We start from the raw sequence: 16,482 nt of genomic DNA on the forward strand, positions 1-16,482 counted from the left end.
CGTTCACGGGAGACCAGGCGACCGGCGAGAGGAGGAGGGGCCCGGCTACGGCCGGGCCCCTCCGGCGTCCCCGTTACCCTCGGCCAATGACCGCAACCGTGGACATCTACACCGACGGCGCGTGCAGCCCCAACCCCGGCCCCGGCGGCTGGGGCGCCCTCCTGCGCTACGGCTCGCGGGAGAAGGAACTGTGCGGCGGCACCGCCGAGGAGACCACGAACAACCGGATGGAACTGACCGCGCCCACCGAAGCGCTCAACCACCTGACCCGCCCCTGCGCCGTGCGCATCCACACCGACTCGACCTACGTCCGCGACGGCATCACCAAATGGGTGGTCAAATGGCGCGCCAACGGCTGGGTGACCTCGGACAAGAAGCCGGTGAAGAACGCCGACCTGTGGCGCGCGCTCTCCGAAGCCGTGGCGCGGCACGAGGTCGAGTGGCTGTGGGTGAAGGGCCACAACGGGCACGTGGAGAACGAACGCGCCGACCGCCTCGCGGCGAAGGGGCTGGCGGAGGCTGTTGCGGCGGGGGTGGGGGTGGGGTAGGGAGGGGGCTCGTCGGGTCGGGCGGGCGGGTGAGTGCGGCTCGGGTGACCTGGGGGATGACGCGGGAGCGGCTTGGGGTGGGCCGTCTCGGCTTGCCGGGCGGGTGAACCGGCCTCGGGTGACTCGTGGCGATGAGCAAGGTGCGCACGAGCCGCACGATCGCTGAGTGATCGGGGTGGTCGGGGTGGAGGGGGTGGCCGGATCACTCAGCTGATGCGGCCCATGGGTTCGACAGGTCGCGGCCCACCAGGCGCATGCGCGGCCGTACCGCTCTCGCAAGCCCCTCGCGCTCTTCGCGTGAGGGTCTGCGCGATCGCGGCATGGGCGTCGCGCCGATGCGACGGCCCCAGGCCGCACGGCCATCGCGTCCGTCCCGGCACGCTCCTACCCCGCACACCCCGGCCGGTGATCCACCTCCGCCGCCCCTACGAGGAGGCCGCGGCACCCCCTCAAGGCTCCAGCCGCCCCAGCAGCTCCGCCCGGTTCCGTACCCCGAAGCGGCGGTACAGCCGGGAGAGCCTCGCCTCCACCGCCTTCACCGACAGGAACAGCGCGGCGCCGACTTCGCGGTTCGTCGCTCCGGCTCGGACCATCTCCACGAGCCTGCGGTCGGCTTCCGAGAGGCGGTCGCCGCCGGGGTGGTCGAGGCGGTCCAGCTCATCGCGGGCGACGGTGAGGTGGGCTTCGGCGCCGATGGCGGCGAAGGTTTCGGCGGCGGTGGTGAAGGCCTGGCGGGCGAGGGCGCGGCGGCGGGCGCGGCGGGCGAGGCGGCCGAAGGTGAGTTCGGCGCGGGCGGCTTCGAGGGGGTAGCCGGTGAGGGTGTCGATGGCGGTGCGGAGGGCGTCGAGGGCGCGGGTGTGGTCGCCGCGGGCGGCGGTGAGGAGGGCGCGGGCGCGGGCGGCGGGGAGGCGGATGACGTCGCGGCCGAACTCGATTATGCGGCCGTCGAGGTCTTCGAGGCGGGTGGCGGCCTGGCCGAGGTCGCCGACGGCGACGAGGGCCTCGATGTGGTCGGCGTGCCAGGGGATGATCGCGGGGTCGCGCAGGCCGGAGGCCTTCTCCAGGTCGACGGCGCGCTGGAAGGACAGCACGGCGGCGACGGGGTCGCCGGCGAGGAGGAGTGCCTGGCCGTGCAGGACGAGGGCGCCCTCCAGCCATTCGTTGTCGCCGTGTTCCTCGCATCCGGCGATGGCGCGGGCGGCGCGTTCGACGGCGGTGCGGGGTGTGCCGGCGCACCATTCGGCGTTGGCGGCCGACACGAGGCCGGGGCCGGGGGACGGGGCGGCGTCCAGGAAGAGGCGTTCGCATTCGCGTCCGGCGCGCAGGGCGGCCTCGCCGTGCCCGGCACGCACGTTCACGGAGGTGGTGGAGATGAGGACGCTCATCAGGTCGGCGATGAGCCCGCGCGAGCGGACGTCGGACTCCAGCCGGGTGATCTCGTCGACGGCGGTGGCCAGGTCGCCGCGGAACAGCGCCGTCATCGCCCACATCTGCCGGGCGTCGGCGACGGGTGTGGTCAGCGGCATTCCCTGGGCCAGGAGGTAGGCCTGTTCGTAGATCCCGTCGGCCTCGGCGTTGGCGAGGTTGGCGCGGGTGACGAGGACCTCCACGATCAGTTCGCGGTCACCGGCGAGGCGCGCGAGGCCGACGGCGCGGTCGGCGAGTTCGACGGCGTCGGGGTGGCGGCGTTCGAAGTAGGCGAGGACGGCGGCGTAGAGGTCGACGCGGGCTTCGAGTTCGGTGTCGCCGGTGGCGTCGGCGCGGGCGGCGTCGAGGTGTTCGGGGATGCCGGTGAGGTCGGCTCCGGCGAGGTCGATGAGGCGCAGGCGGGCGCGGACGCGGGTGCCGGCCGCGCCGGTGAGGGCGGCGGTGGCGAGGTCGCGGGCCTCGTCGACGTGCCCGGCGTCGTGGGCGTAGCCGGCGGCGGTGAGGTGGCGGGCGGCGAGCGCCTGGGAGTTCTGGGGTGGTGTGCGCTGGGCGGCGAGGCGGGCAAGGGAGAGGGCGGTGCCGGGCGCGCCTCGTTTGGCGGCGTCGGCGGCGGCGGTTTCGGCGAGCGCGGCGGTGTCCTCGTCGGCGGCGGGGTTGCCGAGGGCGCGGTGGCGGGCGCGTTCGACGGGTTCTTCGACGAGGGCGGCGAGGGCGGCGTGGGTTTCGCGGCGGGCGGCGTTTCCGGCGTCGGTGGCGACGAGTTCGCGCAGGAGGGGGTGGGGGAAGCGGACGTCTCCGGCGTCGTTGGTGGTGACGACCTGGGCGTGTTCGGCGGCGCGGAGTCCGTCGGGCGGGAGGACGCCGGCGCGGATGAGGAGGGCGAGGTTGGGGCGGGCGACGAGGGCGGCGTAGAGGAGGGCGGTGCGGGTGGTGTCGTCGAGTCCGGTGACGCGTTTGGCGAGGAGGGCGCGGAGCCGGTCGGGGACGGGGAGGGGTTCGTGGTCGGCGGGGGCGGTGGCGCCGAGGGCGCGGGCGAGTTCGAGGGCGTACATGGGGTTGCCGCCGGAGGCCTCCCAGATGCGGCGGGTGGCGCGGGTGCCGGTGCCGGTGAGGAGGTCGGCGATGTCGGGGCGGGCCAGGGGCGGGACGGGGATGGCGGTGGCGGTGTCGGGGCAGAGGCGGCGGGTGGTGGGTTCGCCGTCGGTGACGCGTTCGGTGATGAGGAACGCGACGGGGAGGTCGCCGAGGCGGCGGACGGCGAAGGCGATGACGTCGGCGCTGGCCTGGTCGGCCCATTGGGCGTCGTCGAGGACGATGAGGGCGGGCGCGTCGGCGGCGAGTCGGCGCAGGAGTTCCAGGACGGCGATGCGGACGGCGAGTTCGTCGGGTCCGGTCTCGGCGCCGCCGGTGCGGAGGAGGGCGACGTCGAGGGCGTCGCGGAGGTGGCCGGGCAGGCCGCGTCCGCAGGAGGTGGCGAGGATGTCGGCGAAGAGGTCGATGAGGACGAGGTAGGGCAGTTCGGCCTCGACTTCGGCGGGTGAGGCGCGCAGGACGCGGACGCCGCCGTCGCGGGCGGATCCGGCGAGGGCGTCGGCGAGGGTCGATTTGCCGATGCCGGGTGGTCCGTAGAGGAGGACGCCGCGTTGCGCGCGCAACCCGGCGGCCGCCCGCCTCATCGTCTGCCCGCGCCCCACCATGCGCACAGCGACACCTCCCGCCGTCACCTTCGGGCCAGCCTAGTGGCGAGCCGTCACGGATTGAAGACGGTTTTTGTGCGGGCTCGCTTTGGAAAGTTGGCTGTTAAGTGTGGTGTCCAGTTCGTGCTGGTGGGCGGGCTGGTCGGTTGCGGCCAGGCGGGTGGGGTGGCCGGGGTAGGACAGGCCGCCGACCTGGTGTTTCGTGCGCGGGGTCGGTAGGAAGGAGGAGCCCCCTCGCCCACGGGAAGGAGCCCGACCGTGCCCATGCGGTTGATCAGCGTCGTCGTCGACACCCCCGAATGGCAGCCGTGCCCGTCCAGTCTCCGGCGGCATCTGGTCGCCGGTCCCGGTGATCTGCTGGAGCACGTGGAGGTGGAGGCCGAGGACCGCACCACCACGTTCCGGTTGTGCGTGCTGGGTCCGCTGCGGCACGCGGTGGGCACGGCGACCAGGCTGGCGTTCGAGTCGGTGACCGGCGCCTCGGGTGGCGGCGCGTACTCGCTGCGCGAGGTGCGGGTCGGTTAGGCGAGGTCGGCGGCGGCGAGCCAGCCGCGTTCGAGGGCCTTGGCCCCGGCCTGGAAGCGGCTGGCGGCGCCCAGGCGGGTCATGAGGTCGCCGGAGAGGCGCCGGACGGTGCGCGGCGACACGCCGAGCTGCCGGGCGGCCTTCTCGTCGGTGGCGCCCCGGGCCCACAGGCGCAGGAGTTCGCGCTGCTGGAGGGTCGGCGCGCCGGACGCGGTGGTGCGGGTGACGTCGACGGGGGTGGCCTCGCGCCACACGTGCTCGAAGAGGGTCACCAGCGCGGTGACCACGCCCTGCCCGGACAGCACGAGCGCGCCGCCGGCCTGCGGGACCACGGCGCGGCGGCCGTCGAAGACGCTCATCCGCACCGGCAGCGACATCGCGGTGCGCACCTCCACGCCGTTCTCGGCGAGGCCGCGCACCAGCGCCCAGGCGGCGGCGTTGGCGCGGACGCCGTCCAGGTGCACCTGCCGGACGCGCACGCCGCCCGGGTGGTCGCCGGGCGCGGGGTCGAAGGCGAGGATCTCCTCGCGGGACTCGGCGGCCAGTTCCTTGTGGCGGGCGCGGACGGCGTCGAGCCCGTCGACGCACTCGACCTCGCCCTCGTCGCGGAACTCGACCTGACCGGCCAGGACGCGCGCGACGGCGGCCCGGCCCTCCTCGACCAGCGACTGCCTGCGCGCCACCTCGGCCTGCTCGCGCGCGACCAGCGCGCCGAGGCCGATCTCGGGGTCCACCGGCCGCAGGACGCCCGGTTCGCGCCATGACGCGCGCAGCAGGCCCATCGCGGTGAGCTCGGTGAGCGCCTCGCGGACGGTGTTCTCCTCGGCGCGCACGGCCCGCACGAGGTCGGCGACGCCCGCGCAGGGCGCGCGCAGGAGCGCGAGGTAGACCGACTCGGCGGCGGGCGTGATGCCGAGAGGTTCGAGCATGGGGGCGCTCCGTGTGGATGGGACGACTACGGGTGAAGGTTAGTGGGACGAACGGCGGAGCGACAGTGACCCGAACGGCGGACGGGCCGCCGATAGATGACGACTTGTCCCGACTGGCGTCACGTCGGCGTCTTTTGGCGGCACTCCGCCGTCGCCGGATGCCGGTGATCCATGGCAAAATCGGCCCGTGCAGATCGGGATTCTCGGGCCCTTCGAGGTTCGCACCACCGAAGGTGACATCGCCGACGTGCCGGGCGCCCGGCTGCGCGGGCTGCTGATCGCCCTCGCGCTGGAGGCCGGGCACGCCGTCCCCAAGGGGACCCTCATCGACTGGATCTGGGGTGAACAGCCGCCCTCCGACGCCGCCAACGCGCTCCAGCGGCTGGTCTCCCGGCTACGGAAGGCCCTCCCCGAGGGCACCGTGGACGGCCAGACCGACGGCTACCGGCTGACCGTCGACCCCGAATCGGTCGACGCGGTCCGCTTCGAGCGCCTCGTCGCCCGCGCCCGCGACGACGACGGCCCCCAGCGCGTCCGGAACCTGCGCGAAGCCCTCGGGCTGTGGCGCGGCGGCGCGATGCAGGACGTCGGCCTCCCCGAGAGCGCCGCCTTCGACGCCGCCGCCACCCGCCTGGAGGGCCTGCGGCTCACCGCGATGGAGGAACGCTTCGACGCCGAACTCGACCTCGGCAACGGCGCCAAACTCGTCACCGAGCTCACCGACCTCGTCGCCGCGCACCCCGTGCGCGAACGCCTCGTGGCCTCCCTCATGCGCGCCCTCGTCGCCAGCGGCCGCGACTCCGAGGCCCTCATGGTCTACCAGCGCGCCAGCGACACCCTCGCCGACACCCTCGGCGTCGACCCCTCCCCCGAACTCTCCGCGCTGCACGTGGCCCTCCTGCGCGGCGAACTCGGCCGCCGCGACGAGGAACGCAAGACCAACCTCCGCGAGGAACTCACCAGCTACGTCGGCAAGGACGCCGACGTCACCGCCGTCGCCGGGCTCATCGCCGGGCACCGCCTCACCACCCTCATCGGCCCCGGCGGCTCCGGCAAGACCCGCCTGGCCACCGAGACCGCCCGCACCATGCTCGGCGACGTCCCCGACGGGGCGTGGCTGGTCGAACTCGCCGCCATCGGCGCCGACGGCGACGTCGCCCAGGCCACCCTCGCCGGGCTCGGGCTGCGCGACTCCCTCCTCGGCGAATCCGCCGGCGCCGAACCCGTCGAGCGGCTCATCGCCGCCATCCGCGAACGCGACATGCTCCTCGTCCTCGACAACTGCGAGCACGTCATCGAATCGGCCGCCGCGCTCGCCCACCGCCTCCTCGGCGAATGCCGCCGCCTGCGCGTCCTGGCCACCAGCCGCGAACCCCTCGGCATCACCGGCGAGGCGCTGTGGCCGGTGGCGCCGCTGGCCCTCCCCGACGCCGAGGCCGACCTCGGCGCCATCGAGGCCTCCCCCTCCGTCCGGCTCCTGCGCGACCGGGCCGCCGCCGTCCGCAAGGACGTCACCGCCGACGCGGCGACCCTGCGGACCATGGCCCGCGTCTGCCGCGTCCTGGACGGCATGCCGCTGGCCATCGAACTGGCCGCCGCCCGGCTGCGCACCATGTCCATCGAGCAGCTCGCCAACCGCCTCGACGACCGGTTCCGGCTCCTCACCGGCGGCAGCCGCACCGCCCTGCCCCGCCACCGCACCCTGCGCGCGATGGTCGACTGGAGCTGGGAACTGCTCACCGAGGCCGAACGCGCCGTCCTGCGGCGCCTGTCGGTCTTCTCCGGCGGCGCCAGCCTGGAGGCCGCCGAATGGGTGTGCGCGGGCGAACCCGTCGAGCAGTGGGAGGTCCTCGACCTGATCACCGCGCTCACCGAGAAGTCCCTGCTGGTCACCACCGGCGACGACGACGCCCCCCGCTACCGCATGCTCGGCACCATCAAGGAATACGCCGACCAGCGCCTGACCGAGGCCGGCGAGACCGACGCGACCCGCCGCGCGCACCTGACGTTCTTCACCCAGCTCGCCGAGACCGCCGAACCCAACCTGCGCCGCGCCGAGCAGATCGAATGGCTGAACGTCCTGCACGCCGAACGCGACAACATCGGCGCCGCCATGCGCGGCGCCATCGCCTCCGGCGACGCCCGCGCCGCGATGTGGCTGGGCGCCAACGCCGGCTGGTTCTGGTGGCTGGCCGGGTACAAGGCCGAGGGCATGGAACTGCTCCGGGCCACCGTCGACCTGCCCGGCGAGGTCCCCGACGACATCATCGCCACCGTCTACGCCCTCCTGGTCATGTTCGCCACCACCGGACCCGGCGACGAGAACCACGCCGCGACCTGGATCCACAAGGCCTACGAGCACGGCAAGCGCGGCGACGGCGACCACCCCGGCATCGCCCTGATCGCCCCGCTGGAGCAGATGCTGCGCGACCCGTCCTCGGCCTCGCGGGCCTTCGAACCGGTCCTGAACAACCCGGACCCGTGGGTGCGGGCCCTGGCGCGGCTCCAGGTCGGCAAGATGCGCACCGTCCTCGGCGACCCCGGCCTGGAGGCCGACGCGTACCTGGAGACGGCGCTGGTGGAGTTCCAGGCCATCGGCGAGCGCTTCGGGATCTCCTTCGCGCTCTCCGAACTGGCCGAGCGGATCGCGGCGCGCGGCGAGCTCGCCGAGGCCTGCGAGTACTACGAGGAGGCCATCGCCGCGGTCAAGGAGATCGGCGCCCACGACGACGTGATCCGGTTGCGGGCCCAGCAGTCGAGCCTGTACTGGCTGAAGGGCGACCGGGAGGCGTGCGCGGCCGCGCTGGCCGAGGCCGACCGGTTCGCCGAGCGGGTCGCGTGGCCGGGGACCCTGGCGGTGCTGGCCCTGGCGAAGGCGGACGTGGCGCGCTGGAACGGCGACGCCGAGGCCGCCCGGGAGCAGATCGTGAAGGCGACGGCGGTGATGGGCTCCGACGGCGCGCAGATCGCCATCTCGGTCCATCACATGCTCGGCTATCTCGCCGAGGACACCGGGTCCTCGCGTGAGCAGCGGGTCCTGGAAGTGGCGGCGGTGACCGCGGGCGGGCACGCGCCGCTGATCGCGCGGACCATGGTCGGCCTGGCCGACCTGGCGCTGCGCGGGGATCGTCCGGAGCTGGCCGCGCGGCTGCTGGGGGCCGGTGAGACCCTCAGCGGGCTGGTCAACCACGCGCACCCCGACTACGCGCGCGCCGAGCAGGACGCGCGAAACCGCCTCGGTGACGCGAAGTTCACCGAGGCGGTTCGGGAGGGCGCGGGGACGCCGTGGGCGGAGCTGGCCGAGGTCACGCTCGCTTCTTGAACGTGGCGGTCGCCCACAGGTAGCCGACGAGGGCGAGGCCGACGCACCAGGCGATCGCGGTGATCGTGTAGCCGGTGGAGGGCGTCCCGTTCAGCAGGCCGCGCATGGTCTCGATGATCGAGGTGAAGGGCTGGTACTCGGCGAACTGCTTGAGGCCGGGGCCCATCTTGTCGGCGGGGACGATGGCGCTGCTGAAGAACGGCAGCATGATCATGGGGACGGCGGCCAGGCCCGCCGTCTCCGGCGACTTCGCGGCCAGGCCGAGGGCGACGATCAGCCAGCTGGCGGCGAAGCTGAGCAGCAGGACGATGCCGGCCAGCCCGAGCCAGTTCCCGAGGCTCGCCTCGGGCCGGAAGCCCATCGCGAAGGCCACGCCGGTGAGGGCGGCGATGGCGAGGATGTTGGTCAGCACCGTGGAGATGACGTGGCCGGTGAGGACGGCGCCGCGGGAGACGTCCATGACCTTGAAGCGGTTGATGATGCCCTTGGTCATGTCGGAGTTGACGGCGGTGGCGGTGGCGCCCAGGCCGTAGCAGACGGCCATCAGCATCATGCCGGGTGTGGCGTAGTCGACGTAGTCCTCGCCGACGCTGAACGCGTCGCCGAACATGTAGACGAACATGAACAGCATCACGATCGGCATGAAGATCGAGTTGAAGACCGATACCGGGTTGCGGGCGACGTGCTTGAAGTTGCGTCGCAGCATCACGATCGAGGAGCTCATTTCGCGGAAACCTCCGTGGCGTGGCCCGTCAGGGCGAGGAAGACGTCGTCAAGGTCGGGGGTGTGGACGGAGAACTCCTCGGCGCTGATGGAGTACCGGTCGAGGGTGTCGAGCAGGGCGCGCAGGGACTTCGTCCCGCCGTCGCCGGGGACGCGCAGGGCGAGGGCATCGTCGTCGCGGGTGGAGCCGGGCAGGATCTGCGCGGCGGCGTCCAGTTCGGCCGCGGAGGTGAAGCGCAGGCGGATGTGGGTGCCCGGGATCTGGCGCTTGAGCTCGTCGGGGGTGCCCTGGGCGACGATCTTGCCCTTGTCGAGGACGGCGACCTGGTCGGCGAGCTGGTCGGCCTCGTCGAGGTACTGGGTGGTGAGGAAGATGGTCACGCCGTCGGCGACGAGGTCGCGGATGATGGCCCACATGGTGCGGCGGCTGCGCGGGTCGAGGCCCGTGGTGGGCTCGTCGAGGAAGATGATGCGCGGGTTGCCCACGAGCGTCATCGCCAGGTCGAGCTTGCGGCGCATGCCGCCGGAGTAGGTGGAGGCGGCCTTGTCGGCGGCCTCGGTGAGCTCGAAGCGCTCCAGGAGGTCGGCGATGACGGCCTTCCCGTTGCGGACCCGGGGCGTCAGGTCGACCATGAGCTGGAGGTTCTCGCGTCCGGTGAGCAGCTCGTCGACGGCGGCGAACTGGCCGGTGACGCCGATGGCCGTGCGCACCGCCTTCGCCTGGGTGGCCAGGTCGTGGCCGGCGACGCGGGCCGTCCCGGCGTCGGCGGCGATGAGGGTGGTGAGCACGTTGACCGTGGTGGTCTTGCCCGCGCCGTTGGGGCCGAGCAGGGAGAAGATCGTCCCGGCCCGCACGTCGAGGTCGATGCCGTCGAGCACGACCTTGTCCTTGTAGGACTTCCGCAGTCCGGAGACCGCGATCGCTGTGTTCGTCATGTGGACCACTGTCACGGCGACGCCTGTCACGGCCCTGTCCTCGCCCTGACACGGCCGCTGACACCGTGTGGGGGCCGGTGTGGGCCGGTTCCCGTCCCGTTTCGTGCCGTTTTGAGTAGCCTCGGGCGGGTGGAGCCGTGTCAGCGCGATGACCGTCCGGTGTCAGCGCGGCGGGTCAATGTCGTCCCAGTCCCCGCCGCGGGGGCCGACCACACTGAGGAAGGCACCGGCATGCACACCTACGACACTCCCGCCCCCGTCTCCGCCGTCGTCGACATCGTCTTCGGGAGCGTCCGGTTCGTGGCCGGCGACCGCGCGACCACCGTCGTCGAGGTCACCCCCGCCGACTCCACGTGGGACCTGGACGTGAAGGCCGCCCGCGACGCCGAGATCGACTTCAGCGACGGCCGCCTCACCGTCAAGCACCGCCAGATGCGCCTGGCGAACCTGTTCCAGAGCCGCCACGGCCGCGTGGACGTCGTCGTGGAACTGCCCGCCGGCTCCGACGTGCAGGGCACGACCGCCAGCGGCTCCTTCACCGTCGAGGGCGCCGCCGGCGCCGTCCGCCTGAAGACCCCCACCGGTGACGTCCGCGTCGAGCGCGCCGCGAGCCTGCGCGTCCGCACCGTCGGCGGCGACGTGACCGTCGGGCACGTGACCGGTGACGCCGACGTCTCGGGGAACGGGGCCATCCGCCTCGACCGCGTCGACGGCGACGCCGTGGTCAAGAACATCGGCGGCACCAGCGTCCTCGGCGAGATCGGCGGCGACCTGCGCGTCAACTCCGCCAACGGCGACATCACCGTCGGCGCGGCCCGCGGCACCGTCAACGTCAAGACCGCCTCCGGCGACCTCCGCCTCGGCGAGATCGGCACCGGCCCCGTCGAGCTCTACACCCCCAACGGCGACGTGGAGATCGGCGTCCCCCACGGCACCGCCGTCGCCCTGGACGCCCGCGCCACCGCCGGCCGCGTCCGCGAGTACGCCGGAGCGGTCGCGACGACCGAGCGCACGGTGAAGGTCCGCGCCCGCACCCACGGCGGGGACATCACGATCAACTACGTGTGAGAGGGGACCGACATCGAGCACACGGGAGATCGCGGGAGCACCGGCCCACCCGCCACGAGCATCGCAACGACGGCCCGAAGACCCTCTCGCGCATGAGGCGAGGGGGTCTTCGCATGCCGCGGGACCTCACCCCTCAACCACTCAGGCCGAACTCACCCACTCGCGCGACCACCGGGGGTCCGGGGTTCCCCCCGGCGTGGGGTCCGGGGCTCGGGCCCCGGAAAAACAGCGAAGGCCCGCGCTCTTTACGAGCACGGGCCTTGCCTGGAAAGTGGAGCTGAGGAGATTCGAACTCCTGGCCTTCTCGATGCGAACGAGACGCGCTACCAACTGCGCCACAGCCCCTCACCAGCCGCCTTGCGGCGGTGCGGTGACTACCTTAGCACGAGGGTTTCGGGGCCCTTAAATCCATAGCTTGTCGAGCCACATGCGCGCGTACCAGTCGTCGTAGGTGATGGGCGATCCGGTGTAGATCGGGTAGAAGTACGCGAAGCACAGGGCGATGACCACTACGTATCCGGCGAGGACGAACGCGCCGGTCATGCGTCGTTCCACTGTGGTCTCCCGCCCGGCGCCGCCGATCATGCCGAGGGCGAAGACCACGGCCAGGATCAGGAACGGCTCGGCGGGCAGGGCGTAGAAGAAGAACATGGTGCGCTCGGGGTAGTTGAGCCAGGGCACGACTCCGGCGAGGGCGGCGATGAGGACCGCCCAGGCGCGCCAGTCGCGTTTGGCGATGCCCCACCAGACGAGGGCGATGAGCGCGGGGAGGAACGACCACCAGAGGAGGGGGGTGCCCAGGAGCAGGACCTCGCCGGCGCAGTTGGCGGCGCCGCAGTCGATGTCGTTGGACCAGTAGTAGGCCACCGGCCGGGCGTCGAGGAGCCACTGCCAGGGCTGCGACTCGTAGGTGTGGTCGGCGGTGAGCGTCTCGTGGAAGCGCAGGACGTCCTCGTGGTACTTGAGGAGGTTCTGGAGGGCGCCGATGACGGGTGGTTCGGCGCGGCCCTGGGACTGGAGCCAGTGGCGTCCCCAGCCGTCGTCGCTCATGAACCAGCCGGTCCAGGTCGACACGTAGACGGCGACGACGATGAGGCCGCACAGGACGAGCCAGCCGGTCTCGTCGATGAGGGTGTCGCGGAAGGCGTGGGGGACGCCGGCGGACTTGCGGGTCCGGTACTCCCACACGAAGGCGAGGATGAAGAAGCCGATGACGTACCAGACGGCGCTCCATTTGACGCCGAGTCCGCAGCCGAGCATGACGGCGGTGGCCAGGCGCCACCACGGGACGGCGAAGGGCGGGCGGCGGCGGGTGGGGTCGAGGCCGCCGGCGAGGGCGGTCATCCAGCGCTTGCGCCGCTGGTCGCGGTCCAGGAGCAGGAAGTAGAAGGCGGCCAGCACGAAGACCAGCAGGAACACGTCCAGCAGGGCGGTGCGGCCGGTGACGAAGGCCATCCCGTCGAGGGCCATGAGCAGTCCGGCGGCCCCGGCCAGGATCGGCGAGCCGAAGAGGCGGCGGGCGATGCGGATGATCAGCAGGACGGAGATGAGCCCGGCGGCCACGGCGCTGATGCGCCAGCCGAACTCGTTGTAGCCGAAGATCTTCTCGCCGATGGCGATGAGCCACTTGCCCAGGGGCGGGTGGGCGACGAAGGCGCCGCTGCGGGCCTTGTCGTCCCATTCGACGCCGTGGTTGAGCAGGTCCCAGGAGTCCTGGGCGTAGTAGACCTCGTCGAAGATCATGCCGCGCGGGTGGACGAGGCCCACGAAGCGCAGGATGACCGCGACGGCCATGACGGCACCGGTGACGATCCAGTCGCGCAACCGGTCGGTGGGCAGGCTGGGGGTGAGCCGCTCGCGTACTTCGGGAGCGGTGGAGAGGACGCTGGAGGCGGTCTGCTCCCGTTCGGCGATGGCGGTCATCCACGCGATCCTAAGCTTTCCACGTGACTGACGCAGCACCCGGCCGCTTGATCCTCCTCGGCGCCCCTCTCGGAAACCCGGCCGACGCCTCCCCGCGGATCGCCGAGGTGATCCGCTCCGCCGACGTCGTGGCGGCCGAGGACACCCGAAGACTGCACCGGCTCGCCCGGGAACTCGGTGTTTCACCCGAGGGGAAGGTCGTCTCCTATTTCGAGGGCAACGAGTCCGAGCGCGAGTCGGGGCTGGTGGACGCCCTGAACGCCGGGTACACCGTCGCGGTCATCACCGACGGGGGAATGCCCTCGGTCTCGGACCCGGGTTTCCGGCTGGTGCGGGCCGCGGTGGACGCCGGGATCCCGGTGACCTCGGTACCGGGCCCGTCGGCGGTGACGACCGCGCTGGCGGTGTCGGGCCTGGCCAGCGACCGGTTCTGCTTCGAGGGTTTCCCGCCGCGTAAGCAGGGGGCGCGCCGGGCCGCCTTCCACGATCTGGCCGCCGAGCGCCGCACGATGGTGTTCTTCGAGTCTCCGCACCGGGTCGAGGCGACCCTGGCCGACCTGCGCGAGGTCTTCGGCGCCGACCGGCAGGCCGCGTTGTGCCGGGAGCTGACCAAGACCTTCGAGGAGGTCCGGCGGGGGACGCTCGCGCAGCTCTGCGAGGGCGTCGCCGCCGACGCCCCGCGCGGCGAGATCACCCTCGTCATCGCCGGGGCCGAGCCGGCCGCGCCCGCCGAGGCGAGCGACGCCGACCTGGCCGAGGCGGTCGCGGAGCTCGAAGAGACCGGGACGCAGCGCAAGGCGGCCATGGCGGAGGTCGCCGCGCGGCACGGCCTGCGCCGCCGGGACGTGTACGAGGCGTTGTTGCGCGTGAAGGAGGGGGACGACGGATGAGCGAGGACTGGGCGAAACTGGCGCCGGGCTGGGACCCGGCGTCCCGCAGCGACGCCGTCGACACCGAGGCCGAGGAGACCCTCGACGGCATCGAGAAGACCGCCCGGCAGGTCGCCGGGGGCGGCATCCGCGCGGCGGTGCTGGGCGTCAACGACGGCCTGGTCACCAACCTGTGCCTGACGCTGGGGGTGGCGGGGGCGGCGACGAGCGCGGGGACGGTGCGGCTGTCCGGCCTGGCGAGCCTGGTCGCGGGCGCGCTGTCGATGGCGGCCGGGGAGTGGGTCTCGGTGCGCAGCCAGGTCGAGGTCGCCCAGGGCATCGAGCGCGACCTGCACCGGGCCTGGCACCTGTCGCCGCCGGTGGTGCTGGCGCGGCTGGCGCGGTCCATGCGGCGGCACGGCCTGGACGCCGAGACGGCCGAGCGCGCCAGCGAGGGCGTGGTCTCGGCGAAGCGGACCGCCTCGAAGGACGCCGCCACGATCCTGTTCGGCGTCAACTCCGACGACGCCGGTTCACCGTTGATCGCCGCGGTCTCATCGTTGCTGCTGTTCATGGTCGGCGCGTTCATCCCGCTCGCGCCGTGGTTCGTCACCGACGGCGGCACCGCCGTGCTGTGGTCGGCGACGCTGACGGCGGTGGCGTCGCTGTTCGTGGGCGGCTACCTCGGTGTGGGCTCGGGCCGCGGCCCCTGGTGGGGCGCGGCCCGGCAGCTGCTCATCGTCGCGGTCGCCTCCGCGGTGACCTATTTCGTGGGTGACGTGTTCGGCGCGGCGGTGGCCTGATCTTCCCGCGGAGACCTGTCTTTCAGGATCAGGATCGCCGGGATGAGGGCCAGGACGAAGGGCGTCGGCTCCAGCAGGTAGGCGCCGCCCAGCGCCCACAGGCCCACGCCCCAGCCCACGAACCTCGGCACGGGCACGCCCCGGCGTCCCTGGTGGACGGTGAACGCGCCGAGCAGCAGCAGGGGGACGCTGAAGCTGCCGTAGGACGACCAGAACGCGCCCAGCGAGGGCTGGATCGAGGTCGGATCGGCCTTCGGGTCCCACAGCTCCAGCCCGAACCAGCCCGGCACGTGCTTGTAGGCCAGCCCGGTCATCAGGACCAGGTGGATCACACCGAGGGCCATCATGATCCGGCCGGCCCAGAGGGTCTTGCGCATGAGGGGACTCCCTTTCAGAGACTATCGACGACACGGCACAACTTACGGAACCGAGAGTATCGGAACTCGTGGTTCTGTATTATGCGTCCATGTCTCCCAACCGTCCAGGCCGCCCCCGCGATGAACGCGTCGACGCCGCGATCCTGCAGGCCACGCGCGTGCTGCTGGCCGAAGCCGGCTACGCCGGGCTCACCGTCGCCGCCGTCGCCGCCCGCGCCGGCATCGGCAAGGCCGCCATCTACCGCCGCTACGCCACCAAGCAGGAGATGGTCTTCGCCGCGACCATGCACGGCGCCCAGGTCCCCCAGCCGCCCGACACCGGCTCCCTGCGCGCCGACCTGCGCTGGCTCGCCGCGACCATCACCGGCATGATCGGCGCCCCCGGCGTCGGCGGCGTCCTCGGCGGCCTGCTCGCCGACATGGAGGACGAGGCCGTGGCCACCGCCATGCGCGGCTTCGCCGCCCTGGAACGCGCCACCATCGCGCTGATCCTGGACCGCGCCACCGCGCGCGGCGAACTCCCCGCGGCGCCCGACCCCGCCTTCGTCCACGCGGTGATGATGGGCGCGATCTTCGCGCGCCTGCACGTCTTCGGCGAGGGCGACCGGGAGGGCTTCGCCGATGACCTGGCCAGCACCGTGGCAGGGGGGTTGATTCACCCGGCCGGGGGACTCCCCCGGCAGGGGGATGGGACCGCCACACCCGGGTGAGGGACGGCCGCCGCCCGTCGGCGAGGCTGGAGCCATGAAGACTCCTCAGGCGGCGGTGATCGCGGCCCTCGGCGGGCTCGCCTACGCCGCGAGCAAGATCCACTTCGCCGTTCGCGGTGAACTCGGGATCGACGGCTTCGAGGCCACCCCCGAGGCCAACGCCGCCTTCGGGGACGCCACCGCCGCGCAACTGGGCAACGCCGCCCTCGGCGTCATCACCGCCGCCTTGGCGCTGGCCCTGCTGCGCCGCTGGCCGCGCTGGGTGGAGGTGGGGTTGCACATCGCCTCGTGGGGAGCACTGCTGCTGATCGGCGCGGGCTTCGTGGGGTTCGCGCTGCGCGCTGCTGGGGTGGTGAGCAACGCGGACGGGATGCCGGTGAACGGGTGGAGCTGGGTGACGGTCACGCTGGGGGCGGTTTGGGTTGGGGCTTGGGGGTACGGGCTGGTGGGGCACTGGCGACGGGGGCGGGTGGAGGAGGAGTCGGCTTGAGGCCAAAGCCGCAGGCAAAGAGCACAGGAGCGGCCCCCCACGCGGGGGGAAGTGTTTTGGCCGCGTGTTTGAGAAAGACGCGCGCGTGCAGCGGCGCAACCAACCCCCAGAGCCACGGCTCACCGTGTGCCGAA

Annotated in this window: 14 protein-coding genes and 1 tRNA gene; 8 read left to right on the forward strand and 7 right to left on the reverse strand. The window is 72.8% G+C overall.

Features of this window, described 5'->3' with window-relative positions:
• Window positions 1-86 precede the first annotated feature (86 nt).
• On the forward strand, window positions 87-548 hold the full coding sequence (gene rnhA / locus QSK10_RS07030; RefSeq protein ID WP_285661786.1) for a ribonuclease HI: 462 nt from the start codon (window positions 87-89) through the stop codon (window positions 546-548).
• Window positions 549-997: 449 nt separating this feature from the next.
• Here rnhA and QSK10_RS07035 read toward each other — a convergent pair whose 3' ends face one another.
• Window positions 998-3,673: an AAA family ATPase gene (locus tag QSK10_RS07035; RefSeq protein ID WP_285662934.1), complete on the reverse strand. Its 2,676-nt coding sequence runs from the start codon at window positions 3,671-3,673 to the stop codon at window positions 998-1,000.
• Window positions 3,674-3,931: 258 nt separating this feature from the next.
• Here QSK10_RS07035 and QSK10_RS07040 point away from each other — a divergent pair, with 258 nt between their 5' ends.
• Window positions 3,932-4,198 carry a hypothetical protein gene (locus QSK10_RS07040; protein WP_285661787.1) on the forward strand — a complete coding sequence of 89 codons (267 nt, stop codon included), beginning with the start codon at window positions 3,932-3,934 and terminating at the stop codon, window positions 4,196-4,198.
• Here the strand turns inward: QSK10_RS07040 and QSK10_RS07045 are convergent.
• On the reverse strand, window positions 4,195-5,127 hold the full coding sequence (locus QSK10_RS07045; RefSeq protein WP_285661788.1) for a helix-turn-helix transcriptional regulator: 933 nt from the start codon (window positions 5,125-5,127) through the stop codon (window positions 4,195-4,197). The two genes, QSK10_RS07040 and QSK10_RS07045, sit on opposite strands and share 4 nt — an antisense overlap.
• A gap of 187 nt (window positions 5,128-5,314) precedes the next feature.
• On the opposite strand from QSK10_RS07045, the gene QSK10_RS07050 reads away from it, so the two are divergent.
• Entirely contained in the window at window positions 5,315-8,449 is a 3,135-nt protein-coding gene (locus QSK10_RS07050; RefSeq protein ID WP_285661789.1) for an ATP-binding protein, read from the forward strand.
• Here the strand turns inward: QSK10_RS07050 and QSK10_RS07055 are convergent.
• Together QSK10_RS07055 and QSK10_RS07060 are read right to left on the reverse strand one after the other, a co-directional pair.
• Entirely contained in the window at window positions 8,433-9,173 is a 741-nt protein-coding gene (locus tag QSK10_RS07055) for an ABC transporter permease (RefSeq protein ID WP_285661790.1), read from the reverse strand. The genes QSK10_RS07050 and QSK10_RS07055 overlap by 17 nt on opposite strands.
• Window positions 9,170-10,108: an ATP-binding cassette domain-containing protein gene (locus tag QSK10_RS07060; protein WP_285661791.1), complete on the reverse strand. Its 939-nt coding sequence runs from the start codon at window positions 10,106-10,108 to the stop codon at window positions 9,170-9,172. Before QSK10_RS07060 ends, QSK10_RS07055 begins: the two co-directional genes overlap by 4 nt.
• Before the next feature lie 231 nt (window positions 10,109-10,339).
• Between QSK10_RS07060 and QSK10_RS07065 the strand changes: the two genes are divergently transcribed.
• A complete protein-coding gene (locus tag QSK10_RS07065) occupies window positions 10,340-11,176 on the forward strand; it encodes a DUF4097 family beta strand repeat-containing protein (RefSeq protein WP_285661792.1) in 837 nt (278 codons plus the stop codon).
• 272 nt (window positions 11,177-11,448) lie between these two features.
• Here the strand turns inward: QSK10_RS07065 and QSK10_RS07070 are convergent.
• Together QSK10_RS07070 and QSK10_RS07075 are read right to left on the reverse strand one after the other, a co-directional pair.
• Window positions 11,449-11,521 (reverse strand) — tRNA-Ala (locus tag QSK10_RS07070).
• Window positions 11,522-11,578: 57 nt separating this feature from the next.
• Window positions 11,579-13,099, reverse strand: coding sequence for a dolichyl-phosphate-mannose--protein mannosyltransferase (locus tag QSK10_RS07075; RefSeq protein ID WP_285661793.1), 1,521 nt, complete (start codon window positions 13,097-13,099; stop codon window positions 11,579-11,581).
• A gap of 23 nt (window positions 13,100-13,122) precedes the next feature.
• Between QSK10_RS07075 and rsmI the strand changes: the two genes are divergently transcribed.
• Both rsmI and QSK10_RS07085 read left to right on the forward strand, forming a co-directional pair.
• Window positions 13,123-13,989, forward strand: a complete 867-nt coding sequence (gene rsmI / locus QSK10_RS07080) for a 16S rRNA (cytidine(1402)-2'-O)-methyltransferase (RefSeq protein WP_285661794.1) — start codon at window positions 13,123-13,125, stop codon at window positions 13,987-13,989.
• Window positions 13,986-14,771, forward strand: coding sequence for a VIT1/CCC1 transporter family protein (locus QSK10_RS07085; RefSeq protein WP_285661795.1), 786 nt, complete (start codon window positions 13,986-13,988; stop codon window positions 14,769-14,771). Before rsmI ends, QSK10_RS07085 begins: the two co-directional genes overlap by 4 nt.
• Here the strand turns inward: QSK10_RS07085 and QSK10_RS07090 are convergent.
• Window positions 14,732-15,148: a DUF6463 family protein gene (locus tag QSK10_RS07090; RefSeq protein ID WP_285661796.1), complete on the reverse strand. Its 417-nt coding sequence runs from the start codon at window positions 15,146-15,148 to the stop codon at window positions 14,732-14,734. The two genes, QSK10_RS07085 and QSK10_RS07090, sit on opposite strands and share 40 nt — an antisense overlap.
• A gap of 89 nt (window positions 15,149-15,237) precedes the next feature.
• Between QSK10_RS07090 and QSK10_RS07095 the strand changes: the two genes are divergently transcribed.
• Both QSK10_RS07095 and QSK10_RS07100 read left to right on the forward strand, forming a co-directional pair.
• Window positions 15,238-15,858, forward strand: coding sequence for a TetR/AcrR family transcriptional regulator (locus QSK10_RS07095; protein WP_285661797.1), 621 nt, complete (start codon window positions 15,238-15,240; stop codon window positions 15,856-15,858).
• A 34-nt stretch (window positions 15,859-15,892) separates the two neighbouring features.
• Window positions 15,893-16,348, forward strand: a complete 456-nt coding sequence (locus QSK10_RS07100) for a hypothetical protein (protein ID WP_285661798.1) — start codon at window positions 15,893-15,895, stop codon at window positions 16,346-16,348.
• The last annotated feature ends 134 nt before the right edge of the window (window positions 16,349-16,482 follow it).

This window comes from Actinorhabdospora filicis, assembly GCF_030269765.1.
Taxonomy (GTDB): Bacteria; Actinomycetota; Actinomycetes; order Mycobacteriales; family Micromonosporaceae; genus Actinorhabdospora; species Actinorhabdospora filicis.